Raw genomic sequence first — 15,627 nt, 5'->3', positions numbered from 1 at the left:
GTGTTACTCACCCGTCCGCCGCTAGGTTAATTAGAAGCAAGCTTCTAATTAACCCCGCTCGACTTGCATGTATTAGGCACGCCGCCAGCGTTCGTCCTGAGCCAGGATCAAACTCTCCATTAAAGACCAACCGAGGTTGGTTATAGAAAGAGCGATAAGCTCATGTTGAAACTGACGAGATAAAATATCTCATTGTTTGATTTTGCGAACAAAATCATTTACTCACTCGTTGTTCAGTTTTCAAAGATCAAACATTCTTTGCTTGCTTTAGAGTCACTCTCGTTCCCCTTAGCAACTTTTATAGTATATCATGTTAACTAATTTTGTGTCAACATTTTTTTCAAAAGTGTTCTCCGCTTCTTTATTTCAACACTTGAAGCGACAAGAAATAATATATCATATTTTCACTATACTGTGGAACTGTTTTTTTTAAAAGCTTAGTTAAGCACAATACACTCGATATATAGCTCTCTTTGAAGCATCAGGTTAATGATCTCCCCATCTACTTGAATCAACGGACGAGTCGGGTGATCTCGATCAGCAAATATAATCTCCCCTGTACGGTTATCATTCAGACGCACCTTGGTCCCATTATTAAATTGGGTTAGCTTTTGAATAAAGACTTGCACGACACTTGGGTCCAGCTTTCCAAATGATTCTGATTTGATTTGCTCTAGAACCAGATAAGGTGATTGGGCAGGTCGGTATGTTTTCTCCAGAGTCATGGCATGGAATACATCAGCCACCCCTACGATTTTAGCGTATATGTGGATTTGCTCCCCCTTAAGGCGCAATGGATATCCAGTACCGTCCACTTTCTCATGATGCTGAAGAGCTGCCAAACGTACACCTTCGTTAATAGCCTTCACATTTTTAAGCAATTGGTACCCTAGCGATGTATGGCGGCGTACTTCTTCTTGCTCTTCTCGCGTCAGTTGGGAGGGCTTGTACAGAATGGAGGGGTCCATCTTAGCATTCCCTATATCATGAAGCAATCCGGCAAAAGCCACCTGCATCCAATCCTTTTGAGGCAACCCAATCCATTGTGCAATGGAGTAAGAGGTAAGGGAGGTTAGCACCGCATTGTGAAAAATATAGTCCACCTCGATCATAGCAGGCGGAGTATAGGTCATTACATTATAACGTTGAATATGCGCCAGCAAGGACTCCAGTTGTCCGCGCAACTCATATATAGATAAATTAGAGACAAGCACTGATTGAAACGCATTCTTAACAAGCATCACCATTTTGTCATACTCATCCTGAAATTGTTCAGATTCATCTCGCCCATCTAACGAAGCTCCCTGCGATTCAGCTGTTCCAGATCGAACAGTGGTAGGCTCGCTACTGGACTTTGCAATATCATCCGTCCCTACCTCTACTTGTTGAATCAGGAACGCCTCTAAAATCTCTAAGTCACGTGGTAGCAAAATACGCCCTTTCGGTAACAGCAAGCTGCCCATTTCAGTAAAAACGTCGCTTTGCAATTTAAGTCCTGCTTTTAATTCGGATACGGGTACAGTTGTCATGGCCAACCTCTCTGTTCTCACAACAGCTGCTCCAGCTGCCAGTTATGATGTCATTATATTACTTGGAAATGATCCTGTACATTCATTTTATGCCATTTAAAACGTACTGGTCTGAATTGGTGAGCCTGAACAAGAAAAAAAGACTCTCTTGACCAAATAGCCAGAGAGTCTCTTCAATCTAAATTTGTTGTTTCTATATTCGGGTCTTATTCGTCTTCAGAAGATTCTGATTCGTTACCTTCCGTATCTTCTGTATTCACTTCAAGAGTTGGTTCAGCAGATGATAGAGTTGGCTCCTCACCCGTTCCTCCATCCTCTAATAAATCCTCAAGCAGTTCATCTTGCTCCTCATTCTTGTTCGCACGACAAACCGTTGCAACCGAATCATCATCGCGAATATTAATCAGCCTTACACCTTGCGTATTCCGACCCATCGTGGAGATTTCCCCCATGCTAGTCCGGATCAAGGTACCACTAGCTGTAATAATCATCAAATCCTCTTCGGCTTTTACAACCTTGAGGCCGACAACTGGACCATTTTTCTCGGTAACGTTAATCGTCTTGATCCCCTTACCTCCACGGCTCTGGATACGATAATCCACAGCAGGGGTACGTTTGCCATAACCCTTGGCTGTTACGATCAGAATATCCAGGTCGGTATTGACGATATCCATGCCAATTACAGCATCACTTTCATCAAGGCTAATTCCTTTAACTCCTGTAGCGCTACGCCCCATAGATCGTACATCACTTTCAGGGAAACGGATAGACATACCTTGTGCTGTACCGATAATCATTTCCTGCTGTCCATCAGTCAGCTTCACTTCGATCAGGGCGTCATCTTCACGCAAGTTAATGGCGATCAGGCCGCCTTTGCGGATATTCGCATAGTCATCAAGAGGTGTTTTCTTAATAATCCCATGTTGGGTCGCAAAGAATAGATAACTGTCCTCCACAAATTCCTCAATTGGAATTACCGCATTGATCGACTCACCCTGTTCTATTTGAATCAGGTTAATAATCGGTGTCCCCCGAGCTGTCCGGCTTAAATCCGGGATCTCATAGGCCTTAATCCGGTATACCTTGCCCTTGTCCGTAAAGAATAACAAATGATGATGTGAATTTGTAATGAACAGGTGCTCTACGAAGTCCTCATCTTTGGTATCCATACCTACTACACCACGACCACCGCGTTTTTGACTGCGATACGTAGTAACAGGGAGGCGTTTGATATATCCAGTATGGGTTACAGTAATAATAACGTCTTCACGCGGAATGAGATCCTCATCCAGAATACTCTCTTCACCCACTGTAATTTCAGTGCGACGTTCATCGGCGAAGCGTCCTTTCAACTCATTCAGCTCTTCGCTAATGATGTTGAGTACCAGATGCTCATTCGCCAAAATTTCGCGGTATTCCATTATCTTTTGAATTAGCTCGTTATATTCGTTCTCGATCTTCTCACGTTCCAAACCGGTTAAGCGTTGCAGACGCATATCGAGAATAGCCTGAGCCTGCTCAAGAGTCAGTGAGAAACGCTCAATCAGTCCTTCACGAGCTGCTTCTGCAGTTTGGGAAGAACGAATCAAGGAAATAACTTCGTCCAGATGGTCAAGAGCAATACGCAAGCCTTCCAGAATGTGTGCTCTAGCTTCGGCCTTTTTCAGATCAAATTCTGTCCGACGACGAATAACCTCAACCTGATGCTTGAGATAATAATACAAGACATCTTTCAGGTTCAAAATCTTCGGCTCATTGTTTACAATCGCAAGCATATTGATACCGAAATTGGACTGCATGGCCGTATGTTTAAACAAATTATTCAGAACGACGTTCGGGTTCACATCTCTACGCAACTCGATCACAATACGCATACCCGTACGGTCGGATTCATCGCGAAGATCCGTAATGCCTTCAATACGCTTATCACGTACTAATTCAGCAATTTTCTCGACCAGACGAGCCTTATTCACTTGGTAAGGCAGCTCATGCACGATAATCCGTGCTTTATTGCCAATCTCCTCTATGGTGGTCTTCGCACGCATAGTCACAGATCCGCGGCCAGTCTGGTACGCCTGACGAATGCCTGAGCGACCTAAGATATAACCTGCTGTCGGGAAATCGGGCCCTTGAATGTAATCCATAAGTTCCATCGGCGTAATGTCAGGGTTTTCGATCAGTGCTTGTACACCATCGATAACCTCTCCCAAGTTATGCGGTGGAATATTGGTTGCCATACCAACTGCAATCCCGCCGACACCGTTAACCAGCAAGTTAGGATAACGTGCAGGCAATACGACAGGCTCGTTCTCTTCGCCATCATAGTTAGGCATAAAATCAACGGTCTCTTTGTTCAAATCACGGAGCATTTCCATGGCAATCTTGGACAGCCGTGCTTCAGTGTAACGCATGGCTGCTGCCATATCTCCATCCACGGAGCCAAAGTTACCGTGTCCATCCACCAACATATAACGCAGGGAAAAATCCTGCGCCATCCGCACCATCGTATCATACACGGCCGTATCACCATGGGGGTGATACTTACCGATAACTTCACCGACGATTCTTGCCGATTTTTTATAAGGCTTATCTGGCGACATGCCTAGCTCGGACATCGCGTACAGAATACGACGGTGTACCGGCTTCAGTCCGTCCCGCACATCAGGCAAGGCACGGCTAACAATAATACTCATGGCATAATCCATAAAGGATTCGCGCATTTCCACTCCGATATCCCTATTGATGATTTGCGAGTTATTTTGATCCGCCATGCTGGTCCTCCTTCTCATCCTTCAATACAGCGCTCTCTATGTGAAAAGCCTAACAAGACACTGCCTATATACTCCGCTCCTTGCGCAGGATTTTGGCTGAAATCCTCATCTGTATAATTATATTACTTTCACAAAAAGAGCACAATTAAACGCATTTGTCCTCTTTACAGCGTAAAACCCTCGTCATTCCCCTTCTGCCTGTAGCAGATTGCTATTTTCTTGTACAACTTACAAGCCCTGATTATAACAAATTCCCCTGAACTGGGGATTAGCCCCCACCCTAAGGGCCTTTTCCACATACAATACGTATACGGTCAGGGTTCTACTTAGCAAAATTCCGAAAAACGCCGTATTTCTCTATTATATCATTGTTTTACGCGCTTGTCCTTTAGTTTCCCTTGTTTTGTTAAAGGGTGTGAATTCCAGGTACATGACTCATATTTCGAAAAGAAAGGGATGAGAATACTTGTCTATTCAGCGAGTATCCAGTAAGTGGGCCAAAACAAATGCCATTCTTCCCCATCCGACATTGGCCGCTTATATACCGGAAACACGTTTGTACACGTTTGAGCATCTGAATGAAATGTTGGCGGTGTATGGAACTGTCTATATTAAGCCGGATAATGGTACTTATGGTAAAGGGGTTATGCGTGCAGAAAGGCAGACAGAGCAGCTTCCGCCGACAGAAGAAGGAGTCATCGAGGAGAGAACTTGGTATGTGCTTCGCTATGAAGTAGATATCCTCACCTTTGAAAGTCTGGATGAACTGCATAGGGTGGTTTCTTCTCGTATAAAGAAACGTCCATATTTAATACAGCGTGGAATCCCCCTTCTTCAGCATGAAGCCCGTCCCTTCGATCTGAGGGTATTAACCCAGATGAACTTGAGGCATCAATGGGAAACAACGCTTATTGTAGGACGCGTAGCTGCTCCTGACAAAGTCGTCACCAATCATCACAGCGGTGGGACAACGCGCTTTTTCAATGAACTGGTGGCTCCATACATGGATGTAAAGGAGGCCGTAAAATTGGAGCAAAAATTATCGAAAATGGGCGAGCGAGTAGCCTGGCAGCTACAAAAAAGATACCCTCGTTTAAGGGAAATCGGGTTAGATGTGGGATTGGATCAGCAAAACTATCCGTGGATTTTGGAGGTCAATACAAGACCAGCCATCAAAGTGTTCGCTTCCCTCCCAAATAAAAGCCTGTATCATAAAATATTCAGATATGCAGTAGGTTATGGCCGGTATACGCCATCCACAGGTAAACCTGTACGCTCTAAGAAAAAAGCCTAAAACATTGAAATTAAATATTCAAATCCATCCGGGCTGGTTAATGACAAGAAAAGGGACGCCCATCTGGGCGCCCCTTGTGAACTCTTTCTTCTACAATCCTAATGAACAGATAACATAGCCATCAGGACGGAATAGCACACATTAGAAATCTAGGTTTTTCACGTACTTCGCATGTTCTTGGATAAAGTCACGGCGAGGTTCTACATTGTCACCCATTAGGGTATTGAAGAGCGTATCAGCAAGCATCGCGTCACTGACAGTCACCTGCAGCATTGTACGGCTCTCTGGGTCCATCGTGGTTTCCCAAAGTTGGGTCGCATTCATCTCACCCAAACCTTTATAGCGCTGTACATTGTACTTCGCATTTTCTCCAAACTCCTTGATGATCTCGTCACGTTCCGCCTCAGAGTTCGCATAACGCACGACTTTGTTACGCTCAACTTTGAAAAGTGGTGGCTGAGCAATGTATATATAGCCCGCATCAATGATTTTGCGCATGTAGCGATAGAAGAACGTCAGCAACAATGTGCGAATATGAGCACCATCGACATCGGCATCTGTCATGATAATAACTTTGTGGTAACGGGCTTTGGTGATGTCAAAATCATCTCCGATCCCTGTACCCATTGCTGTTACCATCGACCGTATTTCATCACTGGACAAAATACGGTCCAAGCGTGCCTTTTCAACATTCAGGATCTTACCGCGAATTGGCAAAATCGCTTGAAAGTGACGATCACGTCCCTGCTTGGCTGATCCTCCTGCTGAGTCACCTTCGACGATGTACAGTTCACTAATCGAAGCGTCCTTAGAGGAGCAATCCGCCAGCTTACCTGGGAGCGAACTGATTTCCAGCGCACTTTTGCGACGGGTAAGTTCACGCGCTTTGCGTGCTGCTTCCCGGGCACGAGCTGCTTGTAATGATTTATCAACCACACGGCGGGAGACGGACGGGTTCTCCTCCAGGAATTCCTGGAGTTTCTCTGCGAACAGAGACTCGACAATTCCTCGCACTTCACTGTTGCCGAGCTTTGTTTTAGTCTGACCCTCAAACTGTGGTTCTGGAATTTTGACGGAGATAATCGCTGTCAAACCTTCGCGTACATCGTCACCGGTCAAATTGGCGTTGTTGTCCTTAATCAAGCCATTTTTGCGTGCATAATCGTTAATAATCCGGGTTAATGCACTCTTGAAACCTGATTCATGAGTTCCGCCCTCATGGGTATTGATATTGTTGGCGAAAGAATAAATATTCTCGGTATAGCTGTCGTTATATTGCAGTGCAACTTCGACTTGAATCATGTCGCGAGAGCCTTCGACATAAATCGGCTGTTCATGCAGGGCTTCTCTTTTTTGATTCAGAAACTGCACATATTCACTGATTCCACCCTCATAGTGGAATGTATCGCTGGCGCCTGTCCGTTCATCGGTCAAGCTAATTGCAATGCCTTTGTTCAGGAAAGCCAGCTCACGAATCCGCGTCTGCAGCGTATCATAGTCATATACGGTCGTTTCGGTAAAGATTTGTTCGTCCGGATAGAAGGTCGTTTGGGTACCTGTCTCTTCGGTGTCACCGATGACTCTGACATCATACTGGGGAGCACCGCGATGGTATTCCTGCTCATATACATGTCCGTCCCGTTTAACATGAACGATCATTTTGCTGGATAGTGCGTTCACCACGGATACACCAACCCCGTGCAGACCACCAGACACCTTGTACCCTCCGCCTCCGAATTTACCACCTGCGTGAAGTACGGTCATTACGACTTCCAGCGCCGATTTTTTCATTTTGGCGTGTTCACTTACCGGAATACCACGGCCGTTATCTGTAACGGTAATGCTATTATCTTTGTGAACGACAACTTGAATGCTGTTACAATAACCCGCCAGCGCTTCGTCAATACTGTTGTCCACAACTTCCCAGACCAGATGATGGAGACCCTTGGCGCTTGTGGAGCCAATATACATCCCGGGACGTTTCCGAACCGCTTCCAGGCCTTCGAGGACCTGAATCTCGCCCGCATCATAAGACGGTTGATTCATAGACATGCCTTTCACCTACTTCTATAGATTTCTATGGTTAAGCATTGGCAACAAACTGGTTTGCCCGCTTTTTGAGTGTTGTTGAGGAGATGGGGGAATAATACACCGTATTCTGAGTCACTACGATGGACTTGGCTTCCTCTTCGCCAATCATCTCGACATGCTTTTGCTGTTGGGCGTGGTTCACGTATTGTTTGGAGATTTTAGAGGATTTTTCAATCGAGATATCGAAAATAGCCACAAGCTCTGATGAGCGGATGATCTTTTCTCCACCCAGATGAATATACATAGCGATCACTCACTCCTTAGTGTTCCACATGCCCGTCGTGGACGTGATAAATATGGGCACCCTTAAGTCGTTCTGCGTTCAACGTCTCAATCCCGGTTGCCGTGATAAAGGTCTGTACCTTGCTTTGGAAAGTCTCGATCAGCTGAGTCTGACGATAGGGGTCCAGCTCGGACAACACATCATCCAGCAGCAGGATAGGATACTCTCCAATTTCCTCATGAATTAATTCAATTTCGGCCAGCTTCAAAGACAGGGCCGTCGTCCGCTGCTGCCCCTGAGAGCCATACGTATGCACTTCTCTGCCGTTAATGGCAAAGGCCAAATCATCACGATGGGGTCCCGCCAAAGTCATGCCACGGCGGATTTCCTGTTCCCTCATTTGGGATAACTTTATCATAAATCGCTCCAATAAGACAGCTTCATCTTCTTCCTCTGGCTCACCGAAGGAGGGAACATAGGTTAATTTTAACTCTTCTGTCCCACCTGCAATCCCTTCATGAATGGCCTGGGCCCACTTTTGTAGCTTTGTTATAAATTGTTTCCGCTTTTTTACAATTTTAACACCATGCTCAACAAGTTGCTCATTCCATACCTCCAGCATCAGCTGCACGGACGCCATATCTTTACCCCAAGCTTGCTTGAGCAGGTTATTTCGCTGAACCAGCACTTTCTGATATTGCTGCAAATGATATAAATACCCTGGCGCAACCTGTCCGATTTCCATGTCAAGAAACCGGCGGCGAACCCCCGGTGTTCCTTTGACAATTTCCAGATCCTCGGGCGCAAACATGACCACGTTTAACGAACCGATAAAATCGCTCAGCTTTCGCTGCTCTAGCCCGTTGATTTTTGCTTTTTTGCCTTGTGTGGATAACGAGAGATCCAATCTGATTTTCCCGTATTTTTTATCCACATCGGCAGCTAGATGGGTGGAAGTAGCCCCGAAAGAAATTAATTCCTTGTCGCGGGACGTTCGGTGACTTTTAGTCAAAGCCAATACAAAAATCGCCTCAACCAGATTCGTTTTGCCTTGCGCATTTTGTCCGATCAGCAAATTAACGGGCCCGAATTCATTCAGCTCCAGCTGTTGATAGTTCCGGTACTGCTGCAAAACAATGTTGTTCACAAACACATAGGGTCCCCCTTGTTATTCCGCACCTAAAAGGAGTCCTTGCCGTTCAGGCGATCATGCTCCTGCCGTAACCTCGAAACGTCCAATGTCCTCTACTTCTACGGTATCGCCTGGGTACAATTTTCTTCCACGACGTTCTTCTGGCTCACCATTAACGCGGACTTGTCCCTCCTGCAGCAGGGCTTTAGCCATGCCTCCTGTGGATACACAATCGGCTAATTTCAAAAATTGATCGAGCTTGATGTATTCGGTCTGTATAGATATTGGTTTCAAGGCCTGTTCATCCTTTCGCTTGTTCGGTTGGGTGGCGCTAGTTGGTTGTGCGATATGGCAGGATGATGTACAGCGCATTGCTGGAATCTGCCGGTTTTAAAATAATGGGGCTCATAATGCCAGTAAAAGCAATCGTCAGCTGCTCACTGTCAATCACCTTCAGCACGTCGAGCATATATTTGGAGTTGAACGAGATTTTGAGTGGCTCTCCCTCAAATTTAGACACATTTACTTCCTCACGCACTTTACCAAGCTCAGATGAGCTGGAGGAAATCTCAAGATCACCGTTTTCCAACGATTGCATTTTTACAATATTCGTTTTTTCCTCACGGGACAACAAATAAGCACGGTCAATAGACTCGCTCAAACTTTTTGTGTCCACAACCAGTTCTGTTTTGTAGGAAGTCGGAATAATTCTAGAAGTATCAGGATAGGTGCCGTCCAAGATGCGAGAATAAAATAACACCCGATCCACCTTAAATAATACCTGATTGTCCGCTACGACGATATCCACAAGCATATTTTGATCCGGAATAATTCTGCTGAGCTCATTGAGCGTTTTGCCTGCAATGACAACATTGCTAAAACGCAAGCCTTCAGAGGTCTCCAAATGAGCGCTGCGGGTGGCAAGGCGGTGGCGGTCCGTGGCGACAAATTTCAATTCACCCTCAGCCAGATTCCACAATACACCAGTCAAAATAGGGGTCGTTTCATGGGTAGAGATGGAGAATACCGTCTGTTTAATCATATTTTTAAGCAAATCACCTGGCACAGAGATGACTTGGTTTTCCTCAATGTTGGGAAGCACCGGGAATTCCTCAGGGTCCAAACCAACGATCTGAATTTCAGTAGCACCGGATGAGATAAAGGTTTGGAATTGGTCTTTTACCTCCATGCGGATCTCCTGAGACGGCAACTTTTTGATAATTTCGACAAAGAATTTAGCGGGCAGCACTACACTGCCGGGTTGTTCGATCTGAACGACCGTTTGGTCACCATCCTCCATTGGAATAAAGGATTGAATAGAGATGTCTGTATCGCTGGCGGTCAGTGTGACTCCCTGGTGATTCACATCCAGCTTAATACCACTCAGAATTGGAATGGTAGTCCGACTAGATATCGCTTTGGATACATGTTGTATAGCCTCGTTCAAAACGTTTTTCAGAATGCTAATCTTCATAAGTTCCTCCTACGGGTTTTAATCCTGCAAGCACGCGTTGACGCGGGCCTTATATAGGTGATGTATATCTTTAAAATATATTAGTAATAGTAATAGGCGCACTGAATATGTGGATAACTATCTGTAACCCTAATAAAATCAAGCCTATCCACATGTGTATAAATTGTGTATAGGCTCTGAACTTGTTCAGGTTGGATTTTTGATTTTTTCTATTAGGTTGTTGATAACTTTAAATAGATCCTGATCCACTTGAATGGATTTGGAGATTTTTTCGTGCGCATGAATGACAGTCGTATGATCACGTCCACCAAAAGCTTCGCCGATTTTCGGTAAAGAATAGTCGGTTAGCTCACGGGAAAGATACATGGCAATCTGCCGTGGAAAAGCTACAGCCTTCGTCCGCTTACGCGCTTTAAAATCCTCTAGCCGTAGATTATAAAATTCCCCGACTTGGTGCTGTATATCCTGAATCGTGATCATTTTTGGACGGCTGGATGGGATTATATCCTTTAACGCTTCAGCCGCGAGATGGCTTGATACATCCTGATTGGTTAAGGAAGAATAAGCGACAACACGAATGAGCGCTCCCTCCAGCTCACGGATGTTTGTATCAATTTGATTCGCGATATACATCATGGCCTCATTAGGAATATCCAGGTTTTCCGCCCGCGCCTTTTTCCGAAGAATAGCAATTCTTGTCTCCAAATCCGGCGGTTGAATGTCCGTAATAAGTCCCCACTCGAAGCGAGAGCGCAGCCGTTCTTCCAGCGTTGGAATTTCTTTAGGCGGTCGATCGCTTGAGATTATAATCTGCTTGCGTTCCTCATGAAGCGCGTTGAACGTATGGAAAAATTCCTCTTGCGTCGATTCCTTGCCCGCAATGAATTGAATATCATCAATGAGCAAAATATCAATGTTGCGATATTTATTCCGGAAACTCTCCCCGCGGTTGTCCCGGATGGCATTAATGAACTCGTTCGTAAACTTCTCCGACGATAAATAAACGACCTTGCTGGTCGGATTATGCTCCAAAATATAGTGACCGATAGCATGCATCAGATGCGTTTTCCCCAGACCTACACCACCGTATAGAAACAGCGGATTGTAAGCTTTGGCCGGCGCCTCGGCGACGGCCAGCGATGCCGCGTGGGCAAAACGGTTCCCCGATCCGATGACAAATGTATCGAAAGTATATTTGGGATTCAGCATATGGGACACAGCTTCTTCTTGAACGACAGGCTGTTGCTGAGGTTGTTGCTGAAGGTCGACCTCGGCCGGCTTGTTCTCTTCAATAACGAACTTGACCTCTAAATGTTTGCCCAAAATCTCATAAACCGTTGCTCCGACTAACTTGGTATAGCGGCTTTCAAGCCATTCCACGGCAAAAGTTGTCGGTGCAGAAATCACAAGGGAGTGGTCATTTAGTTTCGCTGCCTTGGTAGCCTTAAACCAAGTGTCGTAACTCGGCTTACTCAGCTTGGTTTGTATGATGGATAGAATTTGCTGCCATAGTTCAGAGGTATGGCTGTCCACAGACGTCACTCCTTTTAAATCCTGACATTTTACCGAATTAAGCTGCAGAGAGCTGCTCTCGGCGCTTCGGCAAAACGCCTAAAATCACAAAAATATTGTTGAAGGCCATAAAAAGACATACCGCCGCCTAAATCATGCGGCAGTGTAGTGAGAGAACGCAGCACAAAATGCCCTGAAAAATAGTAATGGAAAATTCCACTGCTGATCAGCAGAAGAAAGGCGATATTTCTCAGGAGGGAATGTGCGGCACGATCCGTTCTCTTGATCCCGCAGGCCAAAACGGGACTGCAATATGTCGAAATCAAATGAAAAATGTAGAATATATCCCCAGAATCCCGAATCCGCACAAAAATAAAAAGATGGATAAATTGAACTTGTTCACAACTTTATCCACAGGGTGTTGATAATATGGAGGGTAAAACAACATATTCACATTCAAAAGTAATATCATCATAGCAAAAGAAGCCTTGTATTTCAATGACTCGTGGTTATTTATCCACAAATTCAATCTGTTGTGTACAATTTTTATTCACAACACAAGATATTGTTTATAATTTGTTCAGTTTTCGACAATAACTCTTTTTCGCTCTAAAATGTTATGCACAGGTTATGACCATTTAAATCACAATTCCATTCTTTTTGTGGATCTGTGTATAACCTCTGTTGCCTTTTGGTTACAGTGGGTTGTTTTTATGTTGAAAATTTCCGGTAACGTTTCCGACAATATTTTTGATGACGAACTTGATGGCGGGCATCTGAAACGTCGCGGATTAAGTCGTAAATGAATAGATGAGAAAAAAGAGCGTTTTAGATTAGGAACGAAGGCTACAGTAAAATGTTGATGAATGTTGATCTGGGAGAAGAAGCGAAAAAATCGAGAATAAAGGAGAAGAAAGGAGTAGAGTGAGTGGTGGGGAGAGACGGAGAGGGATTATGAATGTGAAAAAGAGGGAGAGAATTCAGAAGTACATTGACTTTGGGCGCTATTTGTGGTTAAATGTACAAAGGTGTTTTTTGTGGAGATTGCTATGTTAGGTATATTCCATATAAAACGTATTCCTTGTAAGGAGGTGCAGCACAATGAGACCGACTTTCAGACCGAATGTCAGCAAACGTAAAAAAGTTCACGGCTTCCGTAAAAGAATGAGCACGAAGAATGGCCGTAAAGTTTTGGCAGCTCGTCGCCAAAAAGGTAGAAAAGTATTGAGTGCGTAATGCGTGCATAAAGACCACTACGGTGGTCTTTTTTTTCATAATTGAAGTATTTGTGGATCGGATTGCTTCATCTAAATGTAGAAATGTAGTGTAAAAAGAAGGACAGGTCCTGCATCCTGCTCTATATTAGATGAAGTTTTTGAAAACGGATATAAAATAAGCGAGATTACCATGTTGGAATATTGTCCATACTTCTTACTATATAAGAGGTAAGGGTTGCTTACCGATATGTGTAAAAGAGATGAGCAAGGAGAAGCGCCGTGCAAAAAAAATTGCGTCTACGAAACCGGGCGGACTTTGGGCGCGTATACCGCCATGGCAAATCATTTGCCAACCATCAGTTTGTGGTGTACTGGTTCCGCCGCAGAGAGGTAGAGCAGTTCCGCGTCGGAATTTCGGCTAGCAAGAAGATCGGCAATGCAGTTGTCCGCAACCGGATGCGCAGGATCGTTAAGGAAATCGTGCGCCATCATGAACAGGAATTGGTGGAGCAGATTGACCTGATTTTTATCGTTCGTAAGGGTGCGGTTACAAAGTCGTATCAAGAGCTGGAGAAAAGCGTGCTGCACGTTTTGCGCAAAGCCTCGCTGCTCAAGTCTACGCGCCGATAGTCAGTATCTTTGTCCTACAGGATATGGTATGATTTACGTTGGAATGGATTGGTTAAGAAAGGGGTTATGAAGTGTCGCGTTTGAAGACTCAACGAGGAAAATGGTTCCTCCTGATTGCCTTATTAGCACTTGTTGCTGTGCTGTCCGGATGTACCCAGGCGGCTCACAGTTCTTACACGACGGCAGACTTGGCCAATGGATCTTGGTGGCAAAGATATGTCGTTTACTGGTTTTCGTATGCGCTGGATACATTTGCCCAATGGTTCTCTGGAGAATATGGCCTGGCCGTACTGATTCTGGTGATCATTGTACGTACCATTATTTTGCCGCTTACACTCAAGCAAGTACGCAGTTCCAGAGCAATGCAGGCTATACAGCCGCAATTAAAAGAAATTCAAGCGAAATACAAGGATACACCTGAGCGAGTCCAGCAAGAAACGATGAAATTGTTTCAAGAAAACAAGGTTAACCCAATGGCGGGCTGTCTGCCTTTGCTAGTACAGATGCCCATCTTTATCGCGCTTTATAATGCCATTTATTATAACTCGGCATTGCGGGATCATGACTTTTTGTGGCTCCAGTTAGGTAAACCGGATCACTTGTTTATCCTGCCGATTCTAGCAGCGATTACGACTTTTGTCCAAACCTGGATGATGATGAAAATGAATCCGACGCCGCAGCAGGGACCCATGCAATTTTTGCTGTATGTCTATCCGGTTCTGATTCTATTCATGTCGTATAACTTCCCGTCTGCTTTGCCGTTGTACTGGTTCTTCAGTAATATTTACACGATTGTTCAAAACTATTTCCTTTATCGGAATAATGATAAAGACGCAGCATTAGCTAATGTGAAAACAGCTAGTCTCACGAAAACAGGTTCCTCTAATAGTAAGAAAAAAAGTGGAAAAAACACGAAGGGGGCTAAAAAGTCGAGATGACCAAAGTCGTGACATCAGGAAAAACCGTTGAAGATGCTGTAAGACAAGGACTCTCCCAGCTGGGAGTAAGCCGTGAACGGGTGACCGTAAACGTGTTGGAACAGCCGTCAAAAGGATTCCTGGGGTGGCTAGGGGTCAAAAAGGCGAAGGTGGAGCTTACGCTGCTTTCTGAGCCGTCTCCTGAAACCACACACACGGCTGAACCTCATGTATCGGCTCAAGCACCTTCTGACGTGGGACAGGCTGTATCACAAGCTGGGTCTGTTGCGCAGGAAGCACAGATGAACATGGAAGTATCCAGGGGACATATAGATCCTTATGAGGAGGCGATGCGTTTCATCCGTGAAACAGCTGCAGGGATGGGATTGGACGTCGAAGTTGATGTCCGTCATCGCAAGGATGAAAGTACACTGGATATCTCCGGTCCATCGCTCGGTATGCTGATTGGCCGCAGAGGACAGACATTAGATGCATTGCAGTACCTGACGAATATTGTTGCTAACCGTAATTCTGATAAATTTATCAGAATTGTGCTGGATGCCGAGCAATTTCGCGCACGTCGGCGGAAAACGCTGGAGGATCTGGCGGAACGATTAGCAAACCAGGCTGTTCGTTACGGCAAGGAAGTGGTACTGGAGCCAATGCCGTCCCAGGAGCGAAAGCTGATTCATGCCAAGCTCCAGCAGCATGCGCTGGTTAGAACATACAGCAAGGGGGACGAGCCTAATCGGCGCGTTGTCATTGCCAAGAAATAATCCAACGCAATGGCTCTCTGCAAGCTGCAGAAGCCATTGCTTTTTTTCTTATATTTCACAC

General features: G+C 45.0%; 14 protein-coding genes and 1 rRNA gene. 6 read left to right on the top strand and 9 right to left on the bottom strand.

All coding sequences use genetic code 11. The features are described 5' to 3' along the window. From ACN6NF_RS25440 to gyrA, 3 genes are all read right to left on the bottom strand, one after another. Positions 1-123, bottom strand: a 16S ribosomal RNA gene (locus ACN6NF_RS25440); the annotation flags it as partial. A gap of 314 nt (positions 124-437) precedes the next feature. Continuing rightward, positions 438-1,529 (bottom strand): HD-GYP domain-containing protein, encoded by a 1,092-nt coding sequence (locus ACN6NF_RS25435; RefSeq protein ID WP_474320315.1) that lies wholly within the window; start codon positions 1,527-1,529, stop codon positions 438-440. Positions 1,530-1,735: 206 nt separating this feature from the next. Next, the gene (gene gyrA, locus ACN6NF_RS25430) at positions 1,736-4,300 is read right to left on the bottom strand and encodes a DNA gyrase subunit A (RefSeq protein ID WP_474320288.1); all 2,565 of its coding nucleotides are present in this window, start codon (positions 4,298-4,300) and stop codon (positions 1,736-1,738) included. A 466-nt stretch (positions 4,301-4,766) separates the two neighbouring features. Here gyrA and ACN6NF_RS25425 point away from each other — a divergent pair, with 466 nt between their 5' ends. Then, complete coding sequence (locus tag ACN6NF_RS25425) at positions 4,767-5,594, top strand: YheC/YheD family protein (protein ID WP_474320286.1); 828 nt, start codon at positions 4,767-4,769, stop codon at positions 5,592-5,594. A 141-nt stretch (positions 5,595-5,735) separates the two neighbouring features. On the opposite strand, the gene gyrB is transcribed toward ACN6NF_RS25425, so the two are convergent. From gyrB to dnaA, 6 genes are all read right to left on the bottom strand, one after another. Next, a complete protein-coding gene (gene gyrB, locus ACN6NF_RS25420; RefSeq protein WP_474320285.1) occupies positions 5,736-7,646 on the bottom strand; it encodes a DNA topoisomerase (ATP-hydrolyzing) subunit B in 1,911 nt (636 codons plus the stop codon). A gap of 31 nt (positions 7,647-7,677) precedes the next feature. Continuing rightward, positions 7,678-7,929 (bottom strand): extracellular matrix regulator RemB, encoded by a 252-nt coding sequence (gene remB / locus ACN6NF_RS25415; protein ID WP_007433255.1) that lies wholly within the window; start codon positions 7,927-7,929, stop codon positions 7,678-7,680. Positions 7,930-7,945: 16 nt separating this feature from the next. Further along, on the bottom strand, positions 7,946-9,061 hold the full coding sequence (recF, locus tag ACN6NF_RS25410) for a DNA replication/repair protein RecF (protein ID WP_016822439.1): 1,116 nt from the start codon (positions 9,059-9,061) through the stop codon (positions 7,946-7,948). A 54-nt stretch (positions 9,062-9,115) separates the two neighbouring features. Then, entirely contained in the window at positions 9,116-9,334 is a 219-nt protein-coding gene (gene yaaA / locus ACN6NF_RS25405) for a S4 domain-containing protein YaaA (RefSeq protein WP_016822440.1), read from the bottom strand. Positions 9,335-9,371: 37 nt separating this feature from the next. Further along, positions 9,372-10,514: a DNA polymerase III subunit beta gene (gene dnaN / locus ACN6NF_RS25400; RefSeq protein WP_016822441.1), complete on the bottom strand. Its 1,143-nt coding sequence runs from the start codon at positions 10,512-10,514 to the stop codon at positions 9,372-9,374. A gap of 186 nt (positions 10,515-10,700) precedes the next feature. Next, positions 10,701-12,047 (bottom strand): chromosomal replication initiator protein DnaA, encoded by a 1,347-nt coding sequence (dnaA, locus tag ACN6NF_RS25395; protein ID WP_474320284.1) that lies wholly within the window; start codon positions 12,045-12,047, stop codon positions 10,701-10,703. A 185-nt stretch (positions 12,048-12,232) separates the two neighbouring features. Here dnaA and ACN6NF_RS25390 point away from each other — a divergent pair, with 185 nt between their 5' ends. From ACN6NF_RS25390 to jag, 5 genes are all read left to right on the top strand, one after another. After that, positions 12,233-12,451: a hypothetical protein gene (locus ACN6NF_RS25390; protein ID WP_155742252.1), complete on the top strand. Its 219-nt coding sequence runs from the start codon at positions 12,233-12,235 to the stop codon at positions 12,449-12,451. Positions 12,452-13,127: 676 nt separating this feature from the next. Then, positions 13,128-13,262, top strand: coding sequence for a 50S ribosomal protein L34 (rpmH, locus tag ACN6NF_RS25385; RefSeq protein WP_007433250.1), 135 nt, complete (start codon positions 13,128-13,130; stop codon positions 13,260-13,262). A gap of 260 nt (positions 13,263-13,522) precedes the next feature. After that, entirely contained in the window at positions 13,523-13,873 is a 351-nt protein-coding gene (gene rnpA / locus ACN6NF_RS25380) for a ribonuclease P protein component (RefSeq protein WP_013373922.1), read from the top strand. 71 nt (positions 13,874-13,944) lie between these two features. Next, on the top strand, positions 13,945-14,811 hold the full coding sequence (locus tag ACN6NF_RS25375; protein ID WP_474320282.1) for a YidC/Oxa1 family membrane protein insertase: 867 nt from the start codon (positions 13,945-13,947) through the stop codon (positions 14,809-14,811). Next, a complete protein-coding gene (jag, locus tag ACN6NF_RS25370) occupies positions 14,808-15,566 on the top strand; it encodes an RNA-binding cell elongation regulator Jag/EloR (RefSeq protein WP_474320281.1) in 759 nt (252 codons plus the stop codon). Before ACN6NF_RS25375 ends, jag begins: the two co-directional genes overlap by 4 nt. The last annotated feature ends 61 nt before the right edge of the window (positions 15,567-15,627 follow it).

It is taken from the genome of Paenibacillus sp. TSM33, from assembly GCF_056099025.1.
This window is presented reverse-complemented; position numbering and strand designations above follow the sequence as displayed.

What these genes read in the sequence shown, in the direction of transcription:
- jag (WP_474320281.1), top strand. Translation starts at nt 14,808, where the DNA reads ATGACCAAAGTCGTGACATCAGGAAAAACCGTTGAAGATGCTGTAAGA.
- ACN6NF_RS25390 (WP_155742252.1), top strand. Translation starts at nt 12,233, where the DNA reads ATGGAAAATTCCACTGCTGATCAGCAGAAGAAAGGCGATATTTCTCAG.
- gyrB (WP_474320285.1), bottom strand. Translation starts at nt 7,646, where the DNA reads ATGTCTATGAATCAACCGTCTTATGATGCGGGCGAGATTCAGGTCCTC.
- rpmH (WP_007433250.1), top strand. Translation starts at nt 13,128, where the DNA reads ATGAGACCGACTTTCAGACCGAATGTCAGCAAACGTAAAAAAGTTCAC.
- ACN6NF_RS25435 (WP_474320315.1), bottom strand. Translation starts at nt 1,529, where the DNA reads ATGACAACTGTACCCGTATCCGAATTAAAAGCAGGACTTAAATTGCAA.
- remB (WP_007433255.1), bottom strand. Translation starts at nt 7,929, where the DNA reads ATGTATATTCATCTGGGTGGAGAAAAGATCATCCGCTCATCAGAGCTT.
- dnaN (WP_016822441.1), bottom strand. Translation starts at nt 10,514, where the DNA reads ATGAAGATTAGCATTCTGAAAAACGTTTTGAACGAGGCTATACAACAT.
- gyrA (WP_474320288.1), bottom strand. Translation starts at nt 4,300, where the DNA reads ATGGCGGATCAAAATAACTCGCAAATCATCAATAGGGATATCGGAGTG.